This window comes from Hymenobacter aquaticus, assembly GCF_004765605.1.
In the GTDB taxonomy this organism is placed as follows: Bacteria; Bacteroidota; Bacteroidia; order Cytophagales; family Hymenobacteraceae; genus Hymenobacter; species Hymenobacter aquaticus.
This window is the reverse complement of record NZ_SRLC01000001.1, coordinates 313526-340095: the sequence shown is the minus strand read 5'-3', so window position 1 is coordinate 340095 and position 26570 is coordinate 313526. Positions and strand designations below refer to the sequence as shown.

Sequence of the window (26570 nt, the reverse complement as noted above, 5' to 3'; positions counted from 1 at the left end):
TGCCGCTGGCCGAGTTCCTGGCTACGCACTTCCCCGGCGACGACTACCAGCAGCTGCGCCTCACCGTGACGCGCTTCGCCGAGGGCTACGACGCGGCCGATGCCCGCCGGGCCAGCTCGTTTGCCCTGCGCGCGGAGTGGTCGGGGGGGCGGGGCCGAGGATTCGCCCCGGCCGGTGGGCGGCTACGGGCCGCTGCTGGCATATCTGGCCCGGCAGGTGCAGGACGCGGGCGGCCGGATTCAGCTCTCGACCGTGGTGGAAACTATCCGGTGGCAACGCGGGCAGGTGGAAATCCGGTGCGACCACAACCGCCGCTACTCCGCCCCGCAGGCCCTGGTTACGGTGCCGCTGGGCGTATTGCAGGCCGAAGCTGGCACGCTGGGCTACGTCGCCTTCGTCCCCGAGATTCCCGAGCGGCGGGCGGCGGCTCAAGCGCTGGGGTTTGGGCCGGTGGTCAAGGTGCTGCTGGAATTTGAGTGGCCGTTCTGGGAGCAGGAGTCGAAGGAGTTACATCATGCCATGCCGGCCCTGGGCTTTTTGTTTTCGGATGCCGCCGTGCCCACCTGGTGGAGCCAGCTGCCCGACCCGCGCGCCCTGCTCACGGGCTGGGTGGCGGGCCCCGCCGCCGCCCGGCTGCGCGCCACTCCCGACGAGGACGTCCTCACCCAGGCCCTCGAATCGTTGGCGTACTTATTCGGCACCTCTACCGCCTGGCTCCGGCCCCAGCTGGTGGCGCACCGCGTCGTGAACTGGGGCGCCGACCCATTTGCCCGCGGGGCCTACGCCTACGCCACCGTCGGCTCGGCCGGGGCGCGCCGGGTGCTGAGTGAGCCGCTGGCCGACACCGTGTTTTTTGCCGGCGAAGGGCTGTACGAAGGCCCCGCTATGGGCACCGTGGAAGCCGCCCTGGCCAGCGCCGACGCAGTGGCCCGGCAGCTGCTGGGGCCGGCAGATGAAGCGTTGGAAGAAGGCAAAAAATAGTAGTCAACCCACACGAAATTGGATGCTTAAGGCATCCGAAACGGCGGGCGGCGCTTTTCGGGCGGAAGGCTTTTTTTCTGGCCCTAAAGCCCGGACATTTGCCTTCTTGTCTGTTCTCAACATCCACCCACTATGCAACATTTCACCCGCCGGGCCCGCCGCGCGCTGGCCGTTACGGCGCTGCTGCTGACCGCACCTTCCATCCTGTTTGCCTGGGGCACCTGGGGCCACGAGCGAATCAACCGCGCGGCGGTGCTGGCCTTGCCGCCAGCCCTACGCACCTTCTTCTACAACCACGTCGATTTCATAGTGCAGGAGTCGGTGGTGCCCGACCTGCGCAAGTACACGCTCAACGACCGCGCCGAGGGGCCGCGCCACTTCATCGACCTGGAAGACTACGGCGACCAGCCCATCAGCCAGCTGCCCCAGACCTCGCAGGAGGCCTACGCCCAGTACGAGCCGGCTTTCCTGGATAAAAACGGCCGCCTGCCCTGGTTTATTCAGGACATGCTGGGCAAGCTGACCACCGCCATGAAAAACGGCCGCAAGGAAGACATTCTCTTCATTGCCGCCGACCTGGGCCACTACCTCGGCGACGCCACCCAGCCCCTGCACACCTCCCAGAACCACGACGGGCAGCTCACGGGCCAGAAGGGTATTCACGCCTTTTACGAGTCGCAGATGGTGGAAAAGTTCGGCAAGACCTACAACTTCAAGCTCAAGGAGCCCCAGCTGATTCAGGACCCGGTGGCCGAAACCTGGCGCCTGATTGCCCAGAGCCACGCCTCGGCCGATACGCTGCTGGCCATTGAGAAAAAGCTGCAAACCGAAACGCCGGCCGCTGGCGTGCTGGAGGTTGATGCCCAGGGCCAGCCCAAAAAGAACGTGTTCAACAGCAACATTCGCACGGCGGCCTACACCGAAAGCTTCCACAAGGCCCTCAAGCGCATGGAAGAGCGGCAGCTGCGCACCGCCGCCCAGGCCGCGGCCAACTACTGGTACACGGCCTGGGTCAACGCCGGTAAGCCCGACCTGACCAAGCTCGACACCGAGTACACGACCCGCAGCAGCCAGGCCAACCTGAAAGAGGAGCTCAAGCTGCTTCAAACCGGCAAGCTGGTCGATTTCTCCTCGTTTATGGAGTTCTAAGCCGCGGCTGAAGCCGACGCATTTTCTCAGCCTGTTTACGCGCCAGTACGGTGCGCGTAAACAGGCTTTTTTTGCGTCCGGCCGGTTTTGATTCCGGTGGCCGGAACACCAGACTGCACTACCACAACAAGTCGGTAATTACTGAGGGTCTTACTGGGTGAGTGCGCGCTTACTAACGCTGAGTAACAATTATTTTCTCCCGCCTGCCTATCACAACCGTTTGCAACTCCCTATCACAAACGGTTGCATAGTTTTTCTGCTAATTATCTGCTTTACAGGCCATTCCACCGAAAGCTCCGGACCGTATTTTTAGTCTCTACGGCGGTTTGAACGGCCCTCCGGCCAAGTCGCCGCCGCATACTTTACCTCAACCTCCATCCTTCCTCCCACATGCGTAAACCTCGACTCCTATTTCTTACCCCGGCACTGCTCTTTGCCGGTCTTACGGCCGCGCAGGCCCAGAATGCGCCCGTGGTGCAGCAGGCCGAAACCGGCACCCTGGGCACCGACTGGACCTCGCCCATCCAGGCCGGCGTGCAGTACATTTCGGTGGTGCCCACGGCCACCATTGCCGCCCAAAACCCGGGCACCGCGGCCCGCGTGGCCACCTACAGCGTCACCTTCCCCGGCCCCGGCACCTACGACCTCTACGCCCGCGTGCGGGTGGGCAGCGCCGGGGCCAACGACGACAGCTTCTACTACGGCAACGGCTTCGGCCTCAAGTCGCCCACCAACGACAACGACTGGATTACCATCAATCAGGTGGCGGGCGTGGGCTACACCACCGGCTCCCAGGTGGTGGACGGGGCCGGCTCAGCCCAGAGCAACGTCTGGAAATGGGTGAACATGTCGAAAATCGGGGGCGCGGAAACGCCGATTTCCTTTACCGTCACGGCCGGCAACCTCACGCAGATTTTCCAGCTCGGGGCCCGCGAAGACGGCTTCGACATCGACAAAGTCGTCTTTGGGCAAACGGGCCTGTACTTCACCGTCACCAACCTCGACAATGGGCAGCAGGGCTCCGTCAATCCGCCCCCGCCGCCGTTTACGCCGGTGGGTCCGCCGCTGGCGACGGGCAAGCCCAAATTTCTGGGCGGCGTGTACAGCACCCCGCAGCTGCCCAACTTCACGGCCTACTGGAACCAGGTAGTGCCCGAAAACGCCGGCAAGTGGGGCAGCGTGGAAGGCACCCGCGACGTGATGAACTGGACCGAGCTGGACGCGGCCTACAAGCTGGCCAAGGACAATGGCTACCCCTTCCGCATGCACGTGCTGGTGTGGGGCAGTCAGCAGCCCACCTGGATGGAGACGCTGTCCGCCGCCGAGCAGCTCACCGAAATCAACCAGTGGTTTGCGGCCGTGGCCCAGCGCTACCCCGCCATCGACTTCCTGGAAGTAGTGAACGAGCCCACCCACCAGCCCCCGAACACCACTGGGGGCGGCGGCAACTACCTCAACGCGCTGGGCGGCAGCGGCGCCACGGGCTGGGACTGGATTATCAAATCCTTCCAGCTGGCCCGCCAGTATTTCCCGGTTTCCACCAAGCTGATGATGAACGACTACAGCGTGGAAAACACCAGCGCCAGCGCCCAGCGTTACCTCGACATCGTGAACCTGCTCAAGGCCCGCAACCTGCTTGACGTGGTCGGCATTCAGGGCCACGCCTTTTCTACCCGCCCCACGCCCGCCGCCACGCTCACCGCCAACCTGAACCTGCTGGCCTCGGCGGGCCTGCCGCTCTACATCACCGAGCTGGATATCGACGGCGTGAACACCGCCGGGCAGCTCGACGACCAGGTGCAGCTGGCCGAGTACCAGCGCGTATTCCCGGTTTTCTGGGAGCACCCGGCCGTGAAGGGCGTCACGATGTGGGGCTACCGCCCCGGCCACTGGCGCACGGCCCAGGGTGCGCAGCTCGTCAACGACGACAACACCGAGCGTACGGCCCTGGTCTGGCTCCGCAGCTACGTGCGCACCACTACCCTGGCCACCACTCCCGCCGACAACTCGGCCGTCAGCCTGTATCCCAACCCGGTTACCAACGGCTATTTCACGCTGCGAGGCACCGAGAATGTACATACCATTCGGGTGGTGGATATGCGGGGGCAGCTGCTGCGGGAAATAGCGCCGCGCAATCAATCTTCTGTAGCTATTAAATTAAATCTGCGGCCGGGCTTATACATAGTACAGCTGCTCAGCGGCACGACTATTTCCTCTAAAAAGCTGACCATACAATAAAATAAGCCCGAAATCAGGCGGAGCTATTACGATAAACGCAGCTGCGTTGCAGTCGATTTTAAATTAACTTTCGTACTGATTAGCAACAGGAATAGCCGTGTAAATTTCTTTACACGGCTATTCTTTTTTGCGGCTTACTAAATTACAGCAGCTCGATTCCGCTAGCGGCCAATTCCTGCCGCACGGCCTCGGGCCAGATGCTTACCTGCACTTCGCCGATGTGGCCTTTGCGCAGCATAAACATTACCACGCGCGACTGACCAATACCGCCGCCAATGCTCTGGGGCAGGCCGTCGGCGAGCAGCAGGCTGTGGAAGTGCAGGTCTTTGCGCTCGGGGCAGCCGCGCAGCTCCAGCTGGCGCGTCAGGGCCGTTTTATCGACCCGGATACCCATCGAGGATACTTCGAAAGCCGTTTCCAGCACGGGGTGCCACAGCACGATGTCGCCGTTCAGTCCGTAGTGGCCGGCTTCGTTCTGGGTGCTCCAGTCGTCGTAGTCGGGGGCGCGGCCGTCGTGGGCCTCACCGTGGCTCAGCTCGCCGCCGATGCCGATCAGGAAGATGGCGCCAAACTCCTTGGCGGCCTCGTGCTCGCGCTGCTTGGGCGTCAGGTCGGGGTACTGCCGGAGCAGGTCCTCGGCGTAGATGAAGGTAATGGCTTCGGGCAGCACCGGCTCAATTTCAGGATACTGCTCGCACACCATCAACTCCGTGGTTTTCAGGGCCGAGTAGATTTTCTCCACCGTAGCCTTGAGGAAGGGAATGGTGCGCTGCTCGGGGCTAATGTGCTTTTCCCAGTCCCACTGATCCACGTAGATGGAGTGAATGGGCGAATAGTCTTCGTCGGGGCGCAGGGCGCGCATGTCGGTCAGCAGGCCTTTGCCGGCTTCGATGCCCAGCTCCTGCAGGCGCACGCGCTTCCACTTGGCCAGGGAGTGCACCACCACGGCGCGGCGCTCGTCGAGGGCCTTGATGGGGAAGTGCACGGGGCGCTCAATGCCGTTCAGGTCGTCGTTGATGCCGGTGCCGTCGAGCACGGCAATGGGCGAGGATACTTTTACCAGGCTCAGCTGGCGGCTCAGCTCCTTGGCGAAGCTGTCTTTGACGAAGCTGATAGCCTCTTCGGTTTTCAGCAAGTCGGCGGGCGTCGTCAGGACGCCGGGGGTGAAGGTAGTTTCCATGCGTAAAAAAGTTTTTGGTTTTGTTTGAATGTAGATGTCAGTGAAAATCGGGACGGAAAAGGCAATAAAATGCCGTCCGCCTACAAGGCAGTTTTTATTTTTTCCAGCATAGTGTTTAATGAATAATTAAATAGTTAGGTAAAAAAAAAGCCTTCCAAAACGATGGAAGGCTTATAACTGGATCATTGCTCTTTTTTCTTTTATATGAACAACAGCCTTCCATTCCCGGAATAGATTATTATTCGAGTTATTGGCGAAAAAGCTGCTGCTGAAAACTTGCATGATGGGTGCCTATTGTCGTTTGCGTTGCTAATAAAGAAACAATAATTAAGACAACCAAATATTGCCTCAGTTTTTAATTATTTTTTTTCAAAATAGCGGCCATAATACCGTCAGAAGCGGGTACAGTCCTACCCGGGCCTAGCCCATCAGCCCGTCGCGCACTTCCCGCACGGCCTCGGTCACGTAGCCGGGCAGTTCGGCTTCGGGCAGCAGCATACGCAGCAGCCGCAGGTATTTGGCCCGGCCTTCGTCGAGCATGTGCGCCGGCACTTCTACCGTGAATACGCTGAAGGGCTCCACTTTCTGCACGCCCACGAGCAGGAATCGGTCGGCCTGCAGGGCATCGAGGTAAAAAGCGGCCTGCCGGTCGTAGTCGTAGCCGCTGCACTGGGCCAGAAAGTGGTTGTAGTCGCGGGCCATGGTGGTTTTGAAGTCCACGATGGTGTAGCCCCGGTCGGTGGTGGGCGCTACCAGGTCGGCGCGCAGCTTGCAGACGGTGTTGGTGGTGGGCTCGGTGAAGATGCAACTGGGCTCGGGCACGCCGTTTTCCAGCAGGTTCAGCAGGTAGGGGTTGAGCTTGACGCCTTCCACCATCCACCAGATCAGCGTGTCGTTGATGCCCGGCTGGCCGGCCTGGTAGAGTTCGGGCTCCAGCAGCGCGGTGTGGAAGGCCGTACCCAGGCCCAGCGCCCCGGTCAGGGAGGAGGATTTCTGGTAGCGGCCGTTCAGGGCATCGCGCAGGCGCGACAGGTCGGAGTTGGCAATGGCGGGCAGGGCGCGGTAGTCGTCGTAGGGCAGCCGGAGCAGGTCGGGCCGACGAAAGGAGTCGTTTGTAGGCATAGCGAATAAGGCAACAACCAGAACCGGGTCATTGTCCCGGAAGTCTACGATATTTTCGCCACTGCGGTAGCTTGCCCAGGCGCGGCAGCGCCCCGGCAGGCCCATATTGGGCCCGGCCGGGGCGCTACGTTGCTCTTGCTCAGCAGCCCGAAAAAACGCCCGCCGGGGCGCGCTAGGCCCAGCGCCAGTTCCGCCTTACGCTTGTGCTTCGACCGCAAGAAGCGCGACGGGCAACACTGCGGGGCGTTACTCGGCCGCCGGCAGCACGAGCACCGGAATGGGGCTGCGCAGCAGCACCTGGGCCGTGACGCTCTGGTGAAACAGCTGGCCCAAAAAGCTGCGGGGCCGGGCAATCAGCACGACCAGGTCGAACTCCTCGGGCCGGGCGACCTGCAGAATACCCTCGGCCGCGCTGCGGTAGCGCACCGTGCGCGTGTGCACTTGCGTGGGCAGGTCGACGGCCAGGCCCGTTTGCAGCACCGAGTCCCACACGGCCGGGTCGGGCTCGGCCGGCGTGGGCCTGGTGGCCACGTGCAGCACGGTCAGCTCGGCATCCAGGGCCGCGAGCAGGCGGCGGGCGGCGCCGGCGTGTTCGCCCAGCGAAAAATCCTCCCCATCGACGGCCAGCAGCAGGCGGCGCGGCGGCTTGGTCGAGGCCAGGGTATGCGGCACGACCAGCATGGGATAGGGCGAGGTGCGCAGAATGTCGAGCGAGGTGCTTTGCACCAGCTCATCGGGCATGTCGGAGTAGTCGGGGCGGCCCAGCACGACCAGGGCCGGGTGGTGCCGGCTCACGGCGTCGGCTACGGCGTAGGCCACCCGCCCGTGCCCGATTTCGGCCACCACGGGCACCGCCAGGTTGTGAGCCACGCTGCTCAGGGCCAGGTCAATGGCTTCCTTGCTCAGGTTGGACAGCTGCCCGGTAAACATTTCCGGGTCCAGCACCGAGTCGCGGCGCACGTGCAGCAGCACCAGGCGGGCCCCAATGGCCCCGGCCAGGTTGCTGGCGTAATCCAGGGCCCGGTTGGCGGCCTGGAAGAAGTCGGTCAGAATCAGCAGCGAAACAGCCATAGCGCAGCAAGTATAGGGAAAGAAGTGCAGGACAAAGAACCGGGCTTTGCCCGGGCCGGAACATGCCGAAGGTTAGGGCTTAACCTGATTTTCATCATGCTCCCGGCGTCGGCTTAGCGGTATTTTTGCCCTGGTATTCTATTGGTTACCAAGCCTGTTTTTCGCGCACGGACCAATAGTCACCCGCTGCCGGCCGGGCTGTTTTCGGCGGCTTACCCGCGCATCCACCCTTTGATCTGACCGCATCATGAACCAGCTTATTACGTCTCTGCTCCTGGCGGTTCTCTTTCTGACCGCGCAGCCGGCGGCCTGCCAGCGCCCCGTGCAATCGGCCCCTACCTTGCCGCCGGCCGGCTCCCTGGTCATTACCAACGTGAACGTGGTGGACGTGGTGAGTGAGCGGGTGCTGCCGAATCAGACGGTCGTGATTCTGGACGGCTGCATCGTGTCGGTGGGCCACCGGGCCCCGGCGGGCCGGGCCGTGCAGCGCGTTGATGGCCGGGGCAAATACCTGATTCCGGGCCTGTGGGACGGGCACACCCACGCCCTGGCATCAGCCGCCGAAGAGCAGGTAGCCCTGCCCCGGTGCGTGGCCGCCGGCATTACCAGCATCCGGGTGCTGAACACGGGCCGCACGCGGGCCGATTTGCAGGCCACCGTGCAGGCCGTGGAAACCGGGCAGCGCGTGGGGCCGCGCATTGAGCTGGCCGGCGCCTCCTTCGACGCTCCCCTCGGCGAGGAAGCCGGGGCGTTTCCGACCACCTACGCGCAGGGCGAAGAATGGGCCACCGCCCGCCTGCAACAGGGTTGGCGGGCCCTGCAGTCGTCGCCGCAGCTTTCCCGGGACGCCTATATGGGCATTGCCGACGCCGCCCAGACGTGGCACGTCCCGCTGGTGGGCCCCATTCCCGAATCGGTGACGGCCCTGCAGGCCGTAGCCGCCGGCCACCAGATCATCGAGCCGGCCGATAAGCTGCTGCTTGGCTGCTCTGGCCGCGAAGAGGAACTGGTAGCCGCCCAGATTCACTACCTGGCCAAGGCACAATCCGGCGCCACGCTGGCCGAGCTGGCCCGCCTGCGGCAGGCGGCCCTGGCTACTACCTTCAGCACCAGCCGCGCGGCTCACCTGGCGCAGGCGCTGGTGCAGGAAAAAGCATTTGTGGTGCCCTTGCTGCAAGCCACTGCCAGCGCACTTCCCGCAGCGGCGGCCAACGCGGCCCGGTTGCGCTACCTGCCCGCCGGCGTCCGCCGCCACCGGGAGCAGGCCCGCCCCGACCGACGCACAGCGCGCGGACCGGAGCAGGAGGCCCAGCTTCGGACCCTGGATTCCTTGCAGAACCACCTGATAGCCACGTTGCAGCGGCAGGGCGTGCCGCTACTAGCCGGGTCGGATGCCGGCGGGGCCCACCCTTTCCAGGGGTACGGCAGCGGCCTACTCAACGAGCTGGAGCACTTAGTAGCCGCCGGCCTGACGCCCGCGCAAGCCCTGCGAGCCGCTACGGTGGTGCCGGCCGCCGCCACGGGGCACCGCTACGAGCAGGGCCAGATCGACGTTGACTTCCACGGCGACTTAGTGCTGCTCGACGACAACCCGCTCGACGACATCCGCAACCTGCGCCAGGTGCGGGCCGTGGTGCTGCGCGGCCGCCTGTACGACCGCGCGGCGCTGGCCGCGCTGGCGGCCGATGCCGAGCGGGCGGCCCAGCAAAGTCCGGCCGTTTCTACTGCCGCCACGCGTTAACAGTTTTCCCGCCGCCTGCTCACTGCGTCTGGCCAGATGAAAAAGAAAACCATTGCCCTGCTCGTCCCGGCGGCCCTGGCGCTGCCGGTGGCGGCCGTGTGGCTGGGCCGGGCGTGGGCGGCGCGGCAGCTGCGGCAGGATGTAACCCGGCTGTTTGCCCCGGCCCCCGACCCCGCGCCCCCGGTGTATGAGGAAGCACAGCTGCGGGGGCTGCCGGCCCCCGTGCAGCGCTATTTTCGGCGCGTGCTGCGGCCGGGCCAGCCCTACCGGCGCGGCGTGCGGCTGCGCCATACCGGCCAGTTCAAAACCGATTTGGGGAAGGATTGGGTTGCTATTGAGGGGGAGCAATACCTGCGGGCCGACCCGCCCGGCTTTATCTGGCAGGGCCGCACCCGGCAGTTTACGGCCCGCGACGAATACGTGGACGGCCGCGGCCACCTGCGCGTGCTGCTGCTCGGGGCCGTGCCGCTGCTCCACGGCCAGGGCCCCCACTACGACCAGGGGGAGCTGCTGCGCTGGCTGGGCGAGTGTGTGTGGCTGCCCACCGCCCTGCTGCCTTCCGCCCACCTGCGCTGGACCAGCCTGGACGAGCACTCGGCCCGCCTCACCTTGCAGCACCAGGGCCTGACCGTATCGTACCGGGTGCGCTTCAACGAGCAGGACGAGCTGACGGAGTTCGAAACCCAGCGCTACCAGGGCGACGCCGGCCTGCTGACCTGGCAGGGCCGCGCCACCCACTACCGCGACTGGCACGGCCAGTGGGTGCCCACGGTGCTGGAAGGCAGCTGGGTGCAAAACGACGGGCAGCGCCAGCCCTACGCCCGTTTCGTGGTGCAAAGGCTGGACTACGACCCGCTCCAGCCTTTTCCCTAATTATATAGGCTCATTCGCCCAGCCACCACCAGCGCCGCGGCCGGGGCCGGTGCCGGGCTACCAGCTTGAACTTGACCACGGCGTGCTGCTCGATATGGGCCAGGGCCTCCTCCACCGAGTCGGTGTAGGTGAGCAGCCGCAGGTCCAGGGGCGCTACCATGCCCTGCTGCTCCATCTGGGCGAGCAGCAGGGTGAGCGGCTGCCAGTAAGCCCGGCCCACCACCACCACCGGGAAATCCAGAATCTTCTTGGTTTGAATCAGGGTCAGGGCCTCAAACAGCTCATCGAGGGTACCAATGCCGCCGGGCATAATCACGAAGGCATAGGAATACTTGACCAGCAACACTTTGCGCACGAAGAAATAGCGACAGGCCAGCCACCGGTCGAGGTAGGCGTTGGGCTGCTGCTCGTGGGGCAGGATGATGTTGCAGCCCACGGAAGGGCCGCCCGCCTCGCGGGCCCCGCGGTTGGCGGCCTCCATGATACCGGGTCCGCCGCCGGTCAGCACGGTGAAGCCCATGCGGCTCAGGCCCGCGCCCAGCTGCCGGGCCAGGGCATAATACGGCGAGTTTTCGGCCACCCGCGCCGAGCCGAACACCGACACGCAGGGCCCCACGAAGTGCAGGGCCCGAAAGCCGCGCACAAACTCGCGCAGCACCGTCCAGAGAAAGCGTAGCTCGGTGCGGCGGCTGCGGGGGCCGGCCAGAAAGCGGCGCTCGGCGCGGCCAGCCGCCGGGCCGGGTGGTGGAGAAGTCGTCGGGGCCATTACAAAGCAGTGTGAGACGCGCCGCAATAATCGATAATTCCGGGGGGAAGCGTAATCATCTTCCCCCGGGCAGTTCCTTTTCTTTTTTCTCTTATTCCCTTTTTCTATGCACGTTACCATCTTCAGCGCCCGGGACTACGAGCGGCCCTTTCTGGAACCGGCCCTGGCAAACCGCCACACGGTGCACTGGCGGCCGGAAGCGCTGAGTCTGACCACGGCCGAACTGGCCCGGGGCAGCGAGGCCGTCGTGATTTTCACCAACGACACGGCGGCGGCCCCCGTGCTGGAGCGCCTGGCCGCGCTGGGGGTGCGCTACCTGGCCGTGCGGGCCGCCGGCCACGACCAGGTGGATGCCGAGGCGGCCCACCGGCTGGGGCTGCGGGTCAGCAACGTGCCCGAATATTCGCCCTACGCCGTAGCCGAGTACGCCGTGGCCCTGATGCTGGCCTTGAACCGCCAGCTGCGGCAAGCCGACGCGCAGGTGCGCCGCGCCGACTTCCGCCTCGACCAGCTGCTGGGTTTCGACCTGCACGGCAAAACGGTGGGCATCGTGGGCTGCGGCCGGATCGGTGGGGTACTGGCCAAGATTCTGCACGGCTTTGGCTGCCGGCTGCTGGGCTACGACGTGGCCCCGACCCCGGAGCTTACCCGGCGCTACGACCTGCGGTACGTGCCGCTGCCGGAGCTGTGCGCGGCCGCCGACATCGTGAGCCTGCACGCGCCCCTGACGCCGGCTTCCCACCACCTGTTTTCTACCGAGCTGCTGGCCCGCCTCAAGCCGGGAGCCATGCTCATCAACACCGGCCGGGGCGCTCTGCTCGACACCCGCGCGGCCCTGGCGGCCCTGCAAGCCGGGCAGCTGGGCTACCTGGGGCTGGACGTGTATGAGCATGAGAAGGGCCTGTTTTTCGCCGACCACTCGCACGAGCCGCCCGCCGACCCGCTGCTGGCCGAGCTGCTGGCCCACCCCAACGTGCTGGTGACCGGCCACCAGGGCTTTCTGACCCGGGAGGCGCTGGGCAACATTGCCGCCACCACGGCCGCCAGCCTGGATGCCTGGGAGCAAAACCAGCCGGCCGCCCACGAGCTGTAGCGCCCCCGGCGGCACCAGCCGCGCGGCAACCGGTGGGCGCCGGGCCGGAGGCGACCGGAAAGTATACATGACGAAAGTCAGTCAGCAAAATAATGTTAGTCAGGGCGTTACCCCGCCCGATTGGCGTCATTTGGAGTAGTTCTTTTCTTCCCTTCGGCCACCCGGCCCCTAACCGACTACCGCTATGATAACGCCCTCCTTCCTGCTTTCGGCCCTGTTGATTGCCGCCCTGGCCCTGGCCAGCATGTATCTGCGCGGCACCCACCAGCGCACCGCCGCCTAACGGGCTCCGGCTCCCGGGGCCGCGCGCGGGCCGGCCATGTTGTGCTCCTTTTGCCTCCTAACCTACTGTACCCATGCTGGTTTCTGAAACCTTAACGCCCTCGGCCCCGGCCGAGCAGGTGGCCGACGCGGACATTACCGCGGCCATCGACATGTTCTTTCTGACCAAGAAGGGCGTGAACTCCCACCTGATTGACGTCGCCACCCGGGAGGGCATCGTGGAGCTGACCGGCTCGGCCGACAACCTGCTGGCCCGGGAGCGCGCCGAGGAAATAGCCCTGGCCGTGCGCGGGGTGCGCGGAGTCATCAACGAGCTGGTTATCAAGACCTCAGACGTGCCCGACGCCCGGCTGCTGACCGACGTGGAGCAGGCCCTGACCGACGATGCGGCCACCAACGACTACGACGTGCGCTGCACCGTGCACGACGGGGTAGTGACGCTGGCCGGCACGGTGCAGACCTGGGCCGAAAAGCAGCTGGTGCTGCGCGTGTTGCGCGGCGTGAAAGGCGTGCGGCAGATCCGGGAGGAGCAGCTCCGCATCCGGGGCGGCGAAATCCAGAACTCCGACGCGGAAATCACCACCCAGATCCGGGAGCAGCTCGACTGGGACATTCAGGTGAACAGCGCCCTGGTGGAGGTGCGCACCAACGAGCGGGTAGTGCACCTGGCCGGCACGGTGGGCACGGCGGCGGAAAAAACCCGCATCGTGGCCACCGCCTACCAGGCCGGCGCGACCCGCGTAGATGCCCGCGACCTGTTCGTGGCGTACTGGGCCCTGGGCCGGGAGCTGCGCCAGGAGAAGTTTGCCCCCAAGCCCGACGAGGCCATTGCCCAGGCCGTGCGCGACGTGCTCCGCCTCGACCCCCGCGTGCGGGCCTACCACCCGATGGTGCGCGTGCGCGACGGCGTGGTGACGTTGAGCGGACCCGTGAGCAACCTGCGGGCCAAGCAGGCCGCCGAGTTGGATACCCGCAACGTGGTGGGCGTGTGGGACGTGCACAACCTGCTGAAGGTGCGCACCGAGCGGGTTTCCCCCGACGGCGACATCCAGCAGACCATCGTCGACGCCCTGGCCCGGGACCCTTACGTGCACCGCTTCAGCTTCACGGTAAACGTGCACAATGGCAAAGTGTACCTCTACGGCCGCGTCGACAACCATTTTGAGCAGGAGCAGGCCAGCCTGGTAGCCGCCAGCGTGAATGGCGTGCTGGACGTGGAAAACCGCGTGCTGGTGGCCGGCCAGGAAAGCCCCGACGCCGCGTGGCCCGACTTTCTGCGCGCGGCCCCCGCCCGGCACGCCGCCAGCCCCGACCCCGACCACGCCCTGGCCGAAAGCATCCGCACCCGCTTTTTCTGGTCGGCCAGCCTGCACGACCAGGACGTGGAAGTGCGGGTGGAAAACGGCCGGGCCACGCTGACCGGCACCGTCGATACCTGGCTGGAGCGGCGGCTGGCGGCCCGCGAAGCCTACGAAGTGGGCGCCCGCGACGTGAACAACCACCTGCGCGTGCTGATGGACAAGCCCTCCTTGTGAGCGGCGGCTTTGCAGGACGCGCCATGAGATTCTCCGCCCGCTTCTCCTCTTCCCGCACCCACCGGCCGGGAATGCGGCCCGGGCCGGGGCCTACGAGCCCGGCCACGCTGCACCTGGCCCAGCAGGCCGACTCGCTTTTGGTAGTGGCCGACTGGCAGCCCGCGCCGGAACTGAGTGCCAACAACCCGGCCGCGCCGCCACCGCCCACCCCGGGCGCGGCAGCCCCGAACGCCTGATTTTCCGCATCTTCTCACCTGACTGTTATGGCTCCCTCACTTGTCGTTTTGACCGATTTTTTCGCCGTCTCCAACCGGGCCCTTTCCTACGCCGCGCAGCTGGCCGTGCCGCTGGGGGCCCCGCTGGTGCTGCTGCACGTGCGCCGCGACGGGCTGCTGGCCCCGGAAGAATACCACGCCCGCCATACCCGGCAGGGAGAAAGCCAGACCACCCACGCCCTGCAGCACCTGGCCGCCGAGCAGCCCGTACCGACCGAAGTTGATATTTCGGACAGCTTTCTGCCCGACGCCGTGCAGCAGGCCGTGCGCCACCACCACCCGCTGCTGCTGGTGCTGGGCAGGCCCGGCTCGGCCACCACGCCCCAGGAGGTCATTACCAGCACGGCCATGGATTTGCTGCGCAACGCGCCCTACCCGCTGCTGGTAGTGCCCACCGTGGGGTGGGACTCGTTTCCGCCCCGGCGCTTCCTGTTGGCCGTCGATGGGCAGCCCTTCCGCCTGTGTTCCCACCAGGATGTGATACGCCGCCTGCTGGAAGCCACGCAAGGCACCCTGGACATCGTGCACGTCACCGACGAGGAGCACGCCCGCCCGGGAGCCGCCGAGGTGCTGGAGGAAATTCGCGCCAATGAGCTGGCCGACGAGCTGACGGAAAGCCAGGTGCACGACGTGTCGCAGCGCACCGCCGTGGGCGGCATTCTGCAGGAAGCCGGCCGTCTGGAAGCCGATGTCGTGGTGGTGGTGGCCCGGCGCCACAGCTTGCTGGGCAGCCTGTTTCACCGCAGCATTACGGCCCAGGTGCTCCAGGAAAGCCCAATTCCGGTGCTGGTGCTGCCCGCCGAAGATTAACCGCCACACCCGCTCGTTATGCCTCCCTCCATTCTTGTCCTGACCAGCCTTGCGGGCCCCGCTGAGCACGTGGTGCGCACGGCCGCCCTGCTGACGGCCCCACTGCGCCCCCACCTCACGCTGCTGCACCAGTGCGCCACGCCAGTACTGGCCCCGGAGCTGGCCGAAGTACTGGTGAATCAGGCCACGGACCAGGCCCAGGCCGCCGTGGCGCTGGAAGCTATGGTGCATCACCTGCCGTTTCCCGTCGATACCACCGTGGTAGCGGCCGTGGAAGCCCTGCCGGAAGCCGTGGCCAATGCCGTGCGGCGCTACCAGCCGCTGCTGCTGGTGCTGGGCCTGAGCCAGGAGCACCACCCGTTCGGCCACTTGCCGCACACCCAGGCCCAGGCCCTGCTGCGCACTACCCACCGGCCGCTGCTGCTGGTGCCCGAGCAGCCGGCGCCGCTAACCAAGCTGCCGCGCCGCATTGCCATTGCCGTCGATGCCGAGGAGTTCACGCCCAACGCCACCACCCGCGAGGCGGCTGCGCTGCTGCAGGCCTGGCAGGCGGCCACTACGGTGGTGCACGTGGTAGTGCCCGGCGAGCAACAGGCCTTTCCGGGCCAGCGGGCCCTGGCCAACGTGCATCTGAGCCGGCTGCTGCCCGACCAGCCGCTGGAGCTCTACGAGGAGTCGGGAGTGACGCCCGCGGCCGGGATTCTACAGGCCGTCGTCGATACCCAGGCCGAGGTGCTGGTGCTCATTGCCCGCCCCCGCAGCTTTCTGGGCCGGCTGTTTCACCAGAGCGTCACGGCCCAGGTGCTGCGCCACGCCACGGTGCCCGTGCTGCTGCTGCCGGCCGCCGCGCCCGAGGTGCCCGACTGGATGCCGAATCTGAGCTGAAGAAAGCTCGGTTACTGTTCCCTCCGCCACCCTTAAGCTGCCGTATTCCGATGAACTCCAGCCTTGTTGTTCTGACCGACTTCTCCGCCGCCGCGGAGCGGGCCCGCCGGTATGCCGCCACCCTGGCCGCCGCCCTGCCGGCCGAGCTGCACCTGGTACACGTGTATTCCCCGGAGCCCGTGCCCCTGGATTTTGGCCTGACCCTGCCCGTGCCCGACACGCAGTACCGGCAGCGCACCAGCCAACGGCTCGACCAGCTGGCCGCCGCCCTGCCGGTGCCGGCCACGGCCGAGGTTTTCGACACTTCCTGGGACCTGGCCGTCAGCCAGGCCGTGGAGAAATACCGGCCCCAGCTGCTCGTGGCCGGCCTCACCACCACCGACGGCCTGCTCGACGACTGGCTAAGCAACCGCGTCCTGGCCGTGCCCCAACGCGTGGACTGCCCCGTGCTGCTGGTGCCCGAGCACCTGCCGGCCAGCGGCCTGCGCCCACCCCGGCAGCTGGCGCTGGCCCTGGAAGACCGGCCTTTCCGGCTGACCCCGGGCGCAACGGCGCTGGCGCCGCTGCTCGATGCCCTGGGCCCGGATATCGTGGCCGTAACGGTGCTGGACGCGCACGAGCGGGCGGGCGGCTGGGACGGGCTGCGGGCCGCGCAGACCAGCGGGCTGGCGGCGGCCATGCCCCGGTGCGGACTCCACAAGGTCCTCGGGCAGCAGGCGGGCTCGGGCATTCTGCAGGGCGTGGATGAGCTGGAGGCCGATGTGCTGGCCCTGCTTGACCAGGGCCACGGCTGGCTGCACAAACTCTTCACCGGCAGCGTGACTGGCTACGTGGCCCGCCACACGCCGGTGCCGCTCCTGCTGCTGCCCGCGCAGCGCGCCGACACCCCGGCCTAAGTTGCCCCAAACCCGGTTTTTTCACTCATTCCTTAGCTGCTGCTGCCATGTCGTCACTGACCATCATTGCCTTCGCCGGTTTCTACGAGGGAGCCCGCCAGGCCGTCCGCTACGCCGATACGCTAGCCCAGGCGCTGCAAACCTCCCTGGTGCTGCTGCACGTCAACCGCGCCTCCATGTTTGACCCCTACGAGATGCTGGGCGAGGAATTTCGGCAGGATGAGCTGCGCCGGCAAACCGAAACGGCCGCCGCCCTCTACCGGCAGGCCGAGGGCCTGACCACGCCGGCCACGGTGGAAATCACCACCGACCTGCTGCCGGTGGTGGCGCAGGATTTGGCCAAGCGCCACCACCCGGTGCTGTTTGTGCTGGGCCAGCCCGAGCCCGGCGGGGCCGGGGCCAGCGTGGAGGCCGACTGCGCCGATTTGCTGCGCACCCTGCAGTATCCCGTGCTGGTCGTGCCGCGCGGCGCGGCGGTGCAGGAGCCACCCCGCCGCTTCCTGATTGCCGCCGACCGGGAGCCATTCCTGCTCGGCCCCAACGCCCGGCCCCTGCGCCAGCTGCTGGCCACGCTGGGCACGGCCGTGGTGGTAGCCCACGTATCGGGCACCACCGCCGACGATGCCGGGTGCGGGGCGGCCCTGCGCGCGGTGCAAACCAGTGGCCTGGTGGAAGGAATAACCACGCCCGAGCTGCGGGGCTACGTGCACCACCACTCCGACGCGGGCCTGCTCAGGGCCGCGCAGGATACCCAGGCCGACATGGTCATCGTGCTGGCCCGGGAGCGGAGCTACCTCGGCGAGCTGTTTCACCGCAGCGTCACGGCCCGGCTGCTGGCCCAAAGCCCGGTGCCGGTGCTGGTGCTGCCCACGGCCACCGAAGTGAAGCCGGGCGGGCCGGGCAGCCGCAAAACGGCCGCGGTCCACTAACGCCCACCTTTCCGGATGCCGGGCCCGTGCCCACGAGCCCGGCACCCGGGGCAGCGGCAATCAGGCTGCTTTTCCCAACCGAAAGAGGGCCGGCTTGTCCGGCCATATACTAGAAGAGCAGGCCCTAGCTCGTGTTCCGGCGCGGGGCTCTGCTCTATCCTGGCGCAATGCAATGCCTCCCGCCGGCCCCGCGCGGGCCGGCCGCGGGGTGTTGCCCAGCGCCTTATTCTCCTTTCCGAAAGTCATGAACCCAACCCCAGCCTTTTCCGCCCTGCCGCAGTTTCCCGCTTTCCTAACGGCCTCCGCCCCGGCTCAGGCCCCAGGCAGCCACTCGGCGGCGGCCGACGGGCCGCGCGCGGCCGACTTCCCGGCCCGGCCCGCGCTGAACGTCAGCCTGACGTTTCTGGGGGCGGCCCACTGCGTGACGGGCTCCAAGTACCTGCTTACCCTGCAACACCGCCTGGGCCAGCAGCGGCTGCTGATTGACTGCGGACTGTTTCAGGGCCTGAAGGAGCTGCGCCTGCGCAACCGGGAGCCCCTGCCGCTGGAACCCGCCGACCTGGACGCCGTGGTGCTCACCCACGCCCACATCGACCACAGCGGCTACCTGCCCCGGCTGGTGAAGGACGGCTTCCAAGGGCCCATCTACTGCACCGAGGCCACCGCCGACCTGCTGCGCATCCTGCTGCTCGACTCGGCCCGGCTACAGGAGGAGGAAGCGGGCTTTGCCAACGAGCGGGGCTACTCCAGGCACCATCCCGCCGAGCCGCTCTACACCACCGCCGACGCCGAGCGGGTGCTGCTTCACCTCGAGCCGGTGGCGTATAATCAGCCGGTCAGCATCAACGCGGAGGTGCAGGTCGTGTTTCGCGACGCGGGGCACATTCTGGGCTCGGCCATCGTGGAAATGACGGTGCAGGGCGCCCGGCAGCACAAAAAGCTGGTTTTTTCCGGCGACCTGGGCCGCTACGACAACCCGGTGCTGTTCGACCCCACCCCCATCCGGGACGCCGACGTGCTGCTGGTCGAATCGACCTACGGCGACCGGAACACCCGGCCCCAGGACCCGGAAGCCGAGCTGGCCGCGTTGGTCAATGAGGCCCTGGGCCGGGGCGGCGTGCTGCTGCTGGCCGCCTTTGCCGTGGGCCGCACCCAGACCCTGCTGTATTACCTGCGCAAGCTGCGCCGGGAAGGCCGCGTGCCCCGGGTGCCCATCTACGTCGACAGCCCGATGGGCATTCGGGTGACCCAGCTGTTTGGGCACCACCCCACGGCCCACCGCCTGGGCACGGGCAGCCCCTTTGCCTTCGAGGGGCTGCAGTTCGTCAGCGACCAGCAGCAGTCCAAGGCCCTGAACCGGCTGGCCGGGCCGGCTATTATCATCTCGGCCAGCGGCATGTGCACCGGAGGGCGCATTTTGCACCACCTCTACCACCGCCTGCCCCGCCCCCAGGATACGGTGGTGCTGGTGGGCTACCAGGCCGAGGGCACCCGGGGCCGCAGCCTGCAGAACGGGGAGCAGCAGCTCAAGATGTTCGGGGAATGGGTGCCGGTGCGCTGCCACGTAGCCGAGCTCGACGGCTTCTCGGCCCACGCCGACCGCACCGAGCTGCTGCGCTGGCTGCAGAATTTTGAGCAGGCGCCCAAAGTCACCTTCGTGGTGCACGGCGAGCCGGCGGCGGCGACCAGCCTGGCCCTGGCCCTGCGCCAGGACCGGGGCTGGCCCAACGTCGTCGTGCCCGAGTACCAGGATTCCGCCGTGCTTTTTACCGGCCTGTAAGCCCCGCCCATGACGCCCGCCCAACCGCCCACGCTGCCCCGCACCTTTGTCAGCGCTTGCTCGGGCCGCGAGTTTCCGCTCACGGAGCAGGTAAGCGGCCAGCTGCTGCAACCGGCCCTGCTGGCCCTGATCCGGCAGACCCACCCCAACTTTACGGCCGACGACGTGCTGGCCCAAAGCGAGCTGAACGGCTACCGCCGCCAGTACATGCAGCAATACCTGCTGCGCGAAGTCGGCGAGCTGTCGGCCCTGGAGCAAACCGTGCTCGACCACCTGCAGGCCGACAGCACCCTGAGCGACAAGCTGGAAGACGACGTGCCCCCGCTCACGCTGGGCCAGCGCCTGGCCGACCAGATTGCCGCTTTCGGGGGCAGCTGGCGGTTTATCCTGCTGTTTTTCGGCACCATGCTGGCCTGGATCGGGCTGAATACCTGGGGGCTGGGCCGCGCCGGCTTCGACCCCTACCCCTTCATTCTGCTGAACCTGGTGCTGTCGTGCGTGGCGGCGTTGCAGGCCCCCGTGATTATGATGAGCCAGAACCGGCAGGAAGACAAGGACCGGCAGCGGGCCCGCAAAGACTACATGATTAATCTGAAGTCGGAGCTGGAAATCCGGATGCTGCACGAGAAGCTCGACCACCTGATTCTGCACCAGCAGCAGGATCTGCTGGAGCTGCAACGCATTCAGGTCGACATGATGAACGACATTCTGGCCCGCATTGCCCAAGCAGCCGACGCCGACGCCTCGTAGCGGCGCTGCTGCGCAAGCAGCAGAATGTGCAGGCCACCACGCGCTGGGAGCAATGCGTGCGCTGCCGTTTCCCGGAGCGTGGCGCGTTGGCCCGCTCAGCCCGCCCGGTTGGCCGGTGCCGCGCGCGGGGCAGTGCTACGGGCCGGCGGCCGGGGGCCGACGGCATTTTTCCAGGCTTTGTAGCCTTCAAACCAGAAAGTGCTAACCAGGGCCACGGCCGCGCTGAAAGCCAGTTGGGACCCAGTTAGAACCTGGAGCTGAAACAGCTGCCGCAGGGCCGGCAGCCCCAGGCAGAGCGCCAGCAGGGCCAGCGTCAGGAGCAGTGCCACGGGCACGAGCGGGTTGGGGTAGCGCCAGGTGGTGGCCAGCGTGTGCCGCCGCGACCGACTAACTATCGTCAGGGCCGCGTTGGCCAACACCAGGGTGGTAAAAGCCAGGGTGCGCACCAGGGTTTCGCTCCCGCCCTGCTGCTGGGCATAATACGCCAGGCCGAGCACGCCCGCGGCCACTACGGCCCCTTGCCCGAGGCTGCCGCTCAGATCGGGCAAGGACAAAAACGTGGCATTCACCGGGCGCGGGGGCTCCTGCATGGTGCCGGCTTCCGGGGGCTCGTTCTCGAAGACGATGGAGCAGGTGGGGCCCATCAGCAGCTCCAGAAAGATGACGTGCACCGGGCCCAGCAGCACCGGAAACCGCCAGGCCAGCAGTGAAGGCACCAGCACCGTCAAAATCAGGGGGACGTGGATGGCCAGGATGTACTGCACGGCCTTTTTCAGGTTACGATAAATGGTGCGCCCGTAGGCAATGGCCGTTACCATGCCGGTCAGCTCATCGTCGAGCAGCACCAGGGAGGCCGCCTGCCGGGCCAGCTCGGTGCCGCGCCGGCCCATAGCCACCCCAATGTGGGCCGCCTTCAGGGCGGGCGCGTCGTTTACCCCGTCGCCGGTCATGGCTACCACTTCCCCGTTGGCTTTCAGGGCTTCCATCACGCGCAGCTTGGCCTCGGGAAACATGCGGGCGTACAGGTTGACCAGGCCCACGCGCCGCCGCAGCTCCGGGGCAGCCAGGGCCATGACCTCGGCCCCGGTGAGCACCGGCGCGGCGCGGCGCAGCCCGACCTGCCGGGCAATGGCCGCCGCGGTCAGGGCATTGTCGCCGGTAATCATCTTGACCTGAATGCCGGCGGCGTAAAACTGCTGCAGCACGGCCGCCGAGCTGGCCTTGGGCGGGTCGCTGAAGCCCACCAGCCCCACGAACTCCCAGGCAAACTCTTCCTGGGTGGCCGGGTAAGCGGCCGGGCTGGCGCTGCGGGCCACGCCCAGCACGCGCAGGCCGGCGGCGGCCATCGTCTGCAGCGCGGCCAGCACCGCCGCTTGCTCAGTCGGCGGCAGCCCGCAGCGGGCCACGATGCCTTCCGGGGCTCCTTTGGCCGCCACGAGCCGCGTGCCGGCGTCGTCCTGAAACACGTGGGTCATCATCGGGGGCTGCCCGCCCAGCGGGTACTCGTGCACGAGGCGGTAGGCGGGGCGCAGGTCGGTGGGGCTGCTGGCGGCGTAGGCCTGGTGCAGGGCCTGCTCCATGGGGTCGAAGGGCTGGGGCTCACTGGCCCACATGGCGGTGGCAATAAGCTGCTGTTGCGCGCTGGTAGCCGCGCCCGGGCCGCCAACTTCCCGGACGCCGGCCTCGCCGGGGCAGTACAGCTGGGTGAGCGTCATCCGGTTCTGGGTCAGGGTGCCGGTTTTGTCGACGCCGATGACCGTGGCCGAGCCCAGGGTTTCGACCGTGCGCGGCTGCTTGACCAGAATACCCAGGCGCATCAGACGCCAGGCGCCCAGGGCCATAAAGGCCGTCAGGGCCACCGGTATTTCCTCGGGCAGCACGGCCATAGCCAGGGTCAGGCCGTGCAGCAGGCCGTGCGACAAACTGCCCGACTCCCACCAGTTGTAGCCCCACACCAGCACAAAAGCGCCGGCGCCCACCACGGCCATGCGGCGCACGAAGTCGGCTATCTGGCGCTGCAAGGGCGTGGGCGGGGCCTGCACCTGCTCAATCAGGCCGCCGATGCGCCCCAGCCGGGTGGTGGCGCCCACGGCCGTCACCCGGGCCACCACCGCGCCGCGCGTGAGGCCGGAGCCGGCAAAGATCTGCTGCTGCCCGTCGGCGGCCTTCGCCACCGGCAACGACTCCCCGGTCAGAAACGATTCGTCGGCCAGCGCGTCGTGGGCTTGCAGCAGCAGGGCGTCGGCTACCACCTGCTCGCCCTCGGCCACCAGCAGCACGTCATCCACCACCACGTCGGCGGCGGCAATATCCAGGAGCTGACCGGCGCGGCGCACCTGGGCCCGGGGCTGGGTCAGGGCCTGCAGGGCTTGCAAGGCCCGGTCGCTGCGCACTTCCTGGTAGAGCGAGATGCCGGCCACCAGCCCGGTGGCCGCCAGCAGCGTCAGGGCCTCGGCGCGGCTGCCCATCACCAGATACAGGCCAGCCGTCACCACCAGCAGCACGAACATCGGCTCGGTGGCGGCCTGACGCAGACTGCGCCACAGGGACGAGCGCGGCGCGGCGCTCAGAATGTTGCGGCCGTAGCGCCGCTGCTGCTGCGCCACCTCGGCCGCGCTAAGCCCCGGCAGCCGGGAATCGGGAAGAGAATCAGTCATGGCAAGTCAGGAAAAATGAAGCGGCCCGACGGGTGGAAAGCCCCCGTGAAGGGGCCTGACTGAGCCGCAGGAGCCACGTCAGCCGCGCCGAATATTTACCGCCTCAATATCAACACGCTACCACCTAAATAAGCGCGCCAGCAGGGTGACTAAAATCAGGTTGGAGGCTGATTGTCGTCACGGTTCCGGCGGGGCAATTCCCCCACCTTTATACCCGCATCCGCCCCAGACTGCCGGCTGTTTTTCATTTCCCTGCCATGCCTACTCCGCTTTTCCCCGATCTGTCCTCAACGGCCCAGCGCCGCCGCTTTACGCGCCTGTTCGGGGCCCGCCTGGCCGCCGACGCGCTGCTGGGTTCCTGGTTTGGCCCCGTCGCCCCCGCGGCAGCCGGCGCGGAGGCCGCGTGGTGGGAGCTGGCCCTGACCGGCAACAGCTACTGCGGCCGCCCGAGCCGCCCGTCGCTGCCCGACGCCCCGCTCATGCCCGCCCTGCTGGCCCGCTGGTGCCAGCTGCTGGACGACACCATGACCGAAAACTTTGCCGGCCCCCGCGCCCAGGCGGCCCGCGCCGGCCTGCGCAACCTGGCCACCATGCGCACCCACTGGCTGCTGACGCACCAGCGCCAGTCGGCGGCCCCGCAAGCGCCGGCCACCCGCAGCGGCAGCACCCGAATGGCCGCCTGATACTTCCCTGCCGCCGGCTTTACGGGCCGGGCAATCCGCGTTTCGGCGGGGCTTACGCCGCTGATTTCTAACCCGTTTGTCTTATGCTCGTCGCCCCTGCTTTCGTCGAAACCCAGGCCCCGCCCGCGCCCCGCGCCCTTGGCCTCACCGAAGCCGAAGCGCAGCGCCGCCTGCTGGCCGACGGCCCCAACGCCACGGAAACCACCGCCGACGACAGCTGGGCGCGCGTGCTGCTGCGCCAGTTCCGCAGCCTGACGGTGGCCGTGCTGGGCGGGGCGGCCGGGTTTTCATTTGCCTTCCACGAGCGGGCCGAGGGCTACGCCATCCTGGCCGTTATTCTGGTGAATGCGCTGATTGGCTTCTGGCTGGAATGGAATGCCCAAACCTCGATGGCCGCCCTGCGCCGCCTGGGCCTGAGCGTGGCCCGGGTGCTGCGCGACGGGCAGATCAGGGCCGTGCCGGCCGACGCGGTGGTGGTGGGCGACGTGCTGCTGCTGGAAGCCGGCGAAGTAGTAGCCGCCGACGCGGAGCTGTTCGAAGCCCAGCAGCTGCAGGTCAACGAGTCGGCGCTGACGGGCGAGTCGATGCCGGTCAGCAAGCAGCTCACCCCCACTGAGCCCGACGCGCCCCTGGCCGAGCAGGTCAACCGCCTTTTCAAGGGTACGGCCGTCGTCAACGGCACCGCGCGGGCCGTCGTTACGGGGGTGGGCAGCGCCACCCAGCTCGGGGCCATTACGCACCTGGTGCAGCAGGCCAGGCACGCGGCCACCCCGCTGGAAGTAAAGCTGGAAGCCCTGGCCCGCCAGCTGATTTACATTACAGTGGGCCTGGCCCTGCTCTTTGTCGTGGTGGGCCTGCTGCGGGGCGCGTCGGTGGGGGGGCTGCTCCAAACTGCCATTGTGCTGGCCGTGGCCGCCATTCCGGAGGGCATGTCCATCGTGGCCACCCTGGCCCTGGCCAACGGGATGCTGCGCCTGGCCCGCCACCACGTGCTGGTCAAGCGCCTGGCCGCCGTCGAGACGCTGGGCAGCACCGACATTATTTTCACCGACAAAACCGGCACGCTGACCCAGAACCGCATGGCCGTGCACACCGTCTGGCTGCCCGAGGGCCGGGTGGAGCTGGCCGCCGGCGCCCCCAGCATAGTGCCCGACCCGCGCCTGCGGGGCCTGGGCTACGACCACCTGCTGCGCGTGGCCGTGCTCTGCAACAACGCCACCTATTCGCCGGCCGACGCGGATGCTGCCCTCGGCGACCCGCTGGAAGTGGCCCTGCTGTCGTTGGCCCACCGCAGCCAGTTCGACGTGGATGGGGCCCTGGCCGTGGGCCGCCTGGCCGAGCAGCCCTTCAACTCCGACACCCGCCTGATGGCCACCCTGCACCGCCACGCCGACGGGCAGGGCTGGGTAGCGGTGAAAGGCGCGGCCGAAGAAGTATTGCGCAGCTGCACCAGCGTGCACACCGCCGACGGCCCCCAGCTCCTCACCCCGGAAGAGCACACCCGCTGGCTGCAACGCGTGGACGAGCTGGCCCGGGCCGGCCTGCGGACGCTGGCGCTGGCCTACCGCATCGTGCCCTGCGCCGGCCAGCCCGACTGGGCCCACGAGCTGAGCTGGCTGGGCCTGGTGGCCTTTCTGGACCCGCCCCGGCCCGAGGTAATTCCCGCCCTGGAAAGCTGCCACCGGGCCGGTATCCGGGTGGTGATGATTACCGGCGACCATCCCGCCACGGCCCTGACGGTGGCCCGGCAGGTGCACTTGCCGCTGGAGGAAGGGCAGCCCGTGATTACCGGCCCCGAGCTGGCCAGCCTGCTGCTGCACCCCAACGGCGCGGGCCGCCGCCGGCTCCGGCACACGGCCGTATTTGCCCGCGTGAGTCCGGCCCAGAAGCTGGAAATGGTGCGCTACTACCAGCAGCAGGGCCACGTGGTAGCCATGACCGGCGACGGGGTGAACGACGCGCCCGCCCTGAAAAAAGCCGATATCGGGGTGGCTATGGGGCTGCGGGGCACCCAGGTAGCGGCCGAGGCGGCGGCGCTGGTTTTGCGCGACGATTCCTTCGCCTCCATCGTGACGGCCGTGGAGCAGGGACGCATTATCTTCACCAACATCCGCCGCTTCGTGCTCTACCTGGTGTCGTGCAACCTGAGCGAAATCCTGGTGGTGACGGCCGCCGGCCTGGCCGGCCACGGCGCGGGGCTGCTGCCCCTGCAGATTCTGTTTCTGAACCTGCTCACCGACGTGTTTCCGGCCCTGGCCCTGGGCTTGGGCAAAGGCAGCCCCAAGGTGATGCACCACCCACCGCGCAACCCGCAGGCCCCCATCATGCGCCCCGGCGACTGGCGCCTGGCCGCCACCTACGCCACCCTGATGACCCTGCTGCTGCTGGCCAGCTACTACGTGGGCCGGCACTACGGCCTGACGACCTTGGCCGAGAGCAACAACGTTCTGTTCTACGGGCTGGCCGGCACCCAACTGCTGCACGTGTTCAACATGGCCAGCGTGGGCACGCCGCTGCGCCACAACGACGTGCTGCGCAACGGCTACGTCTGGCTGGCCCTGGCCCTGTGCACCGGCCTGCTGCTGCTCACCTACCTGGTAGCCCCACTGCGGGCCCTGCTCGGGGTGCAGCCCCTGAGCCCGGTGGTACTGGCCCTGATTCTGGCCCCCGCCGCCGCCACGCTGCTGCTGGCACAGGTGCTGAGCTTTGCTTTGACAAAGAAATCAAAGCATTAACAGACAGATACTTACCAACTGACAGAAGTCATCCTGGCCGGTTGACGCCCATCATGTCCGGCGGTAGCTGGGTTGCCGAAATTTACTACCGGCTGTCGGCTTTGCCTCGTGCCCTACCCCGCCGGCCCGGGGCCGCCGC

At 67.2% G+C, this 26570-nt stretch carries 21 protein-coding genes; 16 read left to right on the top strand and 5 right to left on the bottom strand.

The genetic code is table 11. The annotated features are described in order from the left end of the window. Nucleotides 1–99 precede the first annotated feature (99 nt). The 3 genes from E5K00_RS01400 (at nucleotide 100) to E5K00_RS01390 (ending at nucleotide 4368) form a co-directional block, all read left to right on the top strand. A complete protein-coding gene (locus E5K00_RS01400) occupies nucleotides 100–981 on the top strand; it encodes a flavin monoamine oxidase family protein (protein ID WP_135460939.1) in 882 nt (293 codons plus the stop codon). A 132-nt stretch (nucleotides 982–1113) separates the two neighbouring features. Beyond that, nucleotides 1114–2130, top strand: a complete 1017-nt coding sequence (locus E5K00_RS01395; RefSeq protein ID WP_135460937.1) for a zinc dependent phospholipase C family protein — start codon at nucleotides 1114–1116, stop codon at nucleotides 2128–2130. 390 nt (nucleotides 2131–2520) lie between these two features. Then, nucleotides 2521–4368: an endo-1,4-beta-xylanase gene (locus E5K00_RS01390; RefSeq protein ID WP_135460935.1), complete on the top strand. Its 1848-nt coding sequence runs from the start codon at nucleotides 2521–2523 to the stop codon at nucleotides 4366–4368. A 142-nt stretch (nucleotides 4369–4510) separates the two neighbouring features. On the opposite strand, the gene asnA is transcribed toward E5K00_RS01390, so the two are convergent. From asnA to E5K00_RS01375, 3 genes are all read right to left on the bottom strand, one after another. Beyond that, nucleotides 4511–5548, bottom strand: a complete 1038-nt coding sequence (gene asnA, locus E5K00_RS01385) for an aspartate--ammonia ligase (RefSeq protein ID WP_135460933.1) — start codon at nucleotides 5546–5548, stop codon at nucleotides 4511–4513. A 420-nt stretch (nucleotides 5549–5968) separates the two neighbouring features. Next, complete coding sequence (locus E5K00_RS01380) at nucleotides 5969–6670, bottom strand: PD-(D/E)XK nuclease-like domain-containing protein (protein ID WP_167856702.1); 702 nt, start codon at nucleotides 6668–6670, stop codon at nucleotides 5969–5971. A 246-nt stretch (nucleotides 6671–6916) separates the two neighbouring features. Beyond that, nucleotides 6917–7741 (bottom strand): universal stress protein, encoded by an 825-nt coding sequence (locus tag E5K00_RS01375; RefSeq protein WP_135460929.1) that lies wholly within the window; start codon nucleotides 7739–7741, stop codon nucleotides 6917–6919. A gap of 247 nt (nucleotides 7742–7988) precedes the next feature. Between E5K00_RS01375 and E5K00_RS01370 the strand changes: the two genes are divergently transcribed. Together E5K00_RS01370 and E5K00_RS01365 are read left to right on the top strand one after the other, a co-directional pair. Then, nucleotides 7989–9482, top strand: a complete 1494-nt coding sequence (locus tag E5K00_RS01370; RefSeq protein WP_135460927.1) for an amidohydrolase family protein — start codon at nucleotides 7989–7991, stop codon at nucleotides 9480–9482. Between the two features lie 36 nt (nucleotides 9483–9518). After that, entirely contained in the window at nucleotides 9519–10355 is an 837-nt protein-coding gene (locus E5K00_RS01365) for a DUF6544 family protein (protein WP_135460925.1), read from the top strand. A gap of 10 nt (nucleotides 10356–10365) precedes the next feature. Here E5K00_RS01365 and E5K00_RS01360 read toward each other — a convergent pair whose 3' ends face one another. Further along, nucleotides 10366–11121 (bottom strand): LOG family protein, encoded by a 756-nt coding sequence (locus E5K00_RS01360; protein ID WP_135460923.1) that lies wholly within the window; start codon nucleotides 11119–11121, stop codon nucleotides 10366–10368. Nucleotides 11122–11227: 106 nt separating this feature from the next. Here E5K00_RS01360 and E5K00_RS01355 point away from each other — a divergent pair, with 106 nt between their 5' ends. The 9 genes from E5K00_RS01355 to E5K00_RS01315 all read left to right on the top strand — a co-directional run bounded on the left by E5K00_RS01355 (nucleotide 11228) and on the right by E5K00_RS01315 (nucleotide 20356). Then, nucleotides 11228–12214 (top strand): 2-hydroxyacid dehydrogenase, encoded by a 987-nt coding sequence (locus E5K00_RS01355; protein ID WP_135460921.1) that lies wholly within the window; start codon nucleotides 11228–11230, stop codon nucleotides 12212–12214. Between the two features lie 356 nt (nucleotides 12215–12570). After that, nucleotides 12571–14031 (top strand): BON domain-containing protein, encoded by a 1461-nt coding sequence (locus E5K00_RS01350; protein ID WP_135460919.1) that lies wholly within the window; start codon nucleotides 12571–12573, stop codon nucleotides 14029–14031. Between the two features lie 23 nt (nucleotides 14032–14054). Further along, the gene (locus E5K00_RS01345) at nucleotides 14055–14267 is read left to right on the top strand and encodes a hypothetical protein (RefSeq protein WP_135460917.1); all 213 of its coding nucleotides are present in this window, start codon (nucleotides 14055–14057) and stop codon (nucleotides 14265–14267) included. A gap of 27 nt (nucleotides 14268–14294) precedes the next feature. Continuing rightward, nucleotides 14295–15116 (top strand): universal stress protein, encoded by an 822-nt coding sequence (locus E5K00_RS01340; protein ID WP_135460915.1) that lies wholly within the window; start codon nucleotides 14295–14297, stop codon nucleotides 15114–15116. 18 nt (nucleotides 15117–15134) lie between these two features. Further along, on the top strand, nucleotides 15135–16001 hold the full coding sequence (locus tag E5K00_RS01335; protein ID WP_135460913.1) for a universal stress protein: 867 nt from the start codon (nucleotides 15135–15137) through the stop codon (nucleotides 15999–16001). Nucleotides 16002–16051: 50 nt separating this feature from the next. Continuing rightward, nucleotides 16052–16897, top strand: coding sequence for a universal stress protein (locus tag E5K00_RS01330; RefSeq protein WP_135460912.1), 846 nt, complete (start codon nucleotides 16052–16054; stop codon nucleotides 16895–16897). Between the two features lie 47 nt (nucleotides 16898–16944). Then, entirely contained in the window at nucleotides 16945–17826 is an 882-nt protein-coding gene (locus tag E5K00_RS01325) for a universal stress protein (RefSeq protein ID WP_135460910.1), read from the top strand. A gap of 244 nt (nucleotides 17827–18070) precedes the next feature. Next, on the top strand, nucleotides 18071–19606 hold the full coding sequence (locus E5K00_RS01320; protein WP_245328182.1) for an MBL fold metallo-hydrolase RNA specificity domain-containing protein: 1536 nt from the start codon (nucleotides 18071–18073) through the stop codon (nucleotides 19604–19606). 9 nt (nucleotides 19607–19615) lie between these two features. Further along, the gene (locus E5K00_RS01315; protein WP_135460908.1) at nucleotides 19616–20356 is read left to right on the top strand and encodes a DUF1003 domain-containing protein; all 741 of its coding nucleotides are present in this window, start codon (nucleotides 19616–19618) and stop codon (nucleotides 20354–20356) included. Nucleotides 20357–20451: 95 nt separating this feature from the next. On the opposite strand, the gene E5K00_RS01310 is transcribed toward E5K00_RS01315, so the two are convergent. Then, a complete protein-coding gene (locus tag E5K00_RS01310; RefSeq protein WP_135460906.1) occupies nucleotides 20452–23013 on the bottom strand; it encodes a cation-translocating P-type ATPase in 2562 nt (853 codons plus the stop codon). A 257-nt stretch (nucleotides 23014–23270) separates the two neighbouring features. Here E5K00_RS01310 and E5K00_RS01305 point away from each other — a divergent pair, with 257 nt between their 5' ends. Then, nucleotides 23271–23696 carry a globin family protein gene (locus tag E5K00_RS01305; RefSeq protein ID WP_135460904.1) on the top strand — a complete coding sequence of 142 codons (426 nt, stop codon included), beginning with the start codon at nucleotides 23271–23273 and terminating at the stop codon, nucleotides 23694–23696. Between the two features lie 83 nt (nucleotides 23697–23779). Then, nucleotides 23780–26431 carry a cation-translocating P-type ATPase gene (locus E5K00_RS01300; protein ID WP_135460902.1) on the top strand — a complete coding sequence of 884 codons (2652 nt, stop codon included), beginning with the start codon at nucleotides 23780–23782 and terminating at the stop codon, nucleotides 26429–26431. The last annotated feature ends 139 nt before the right edge of the window (nucleotides 26432–26570 follow it).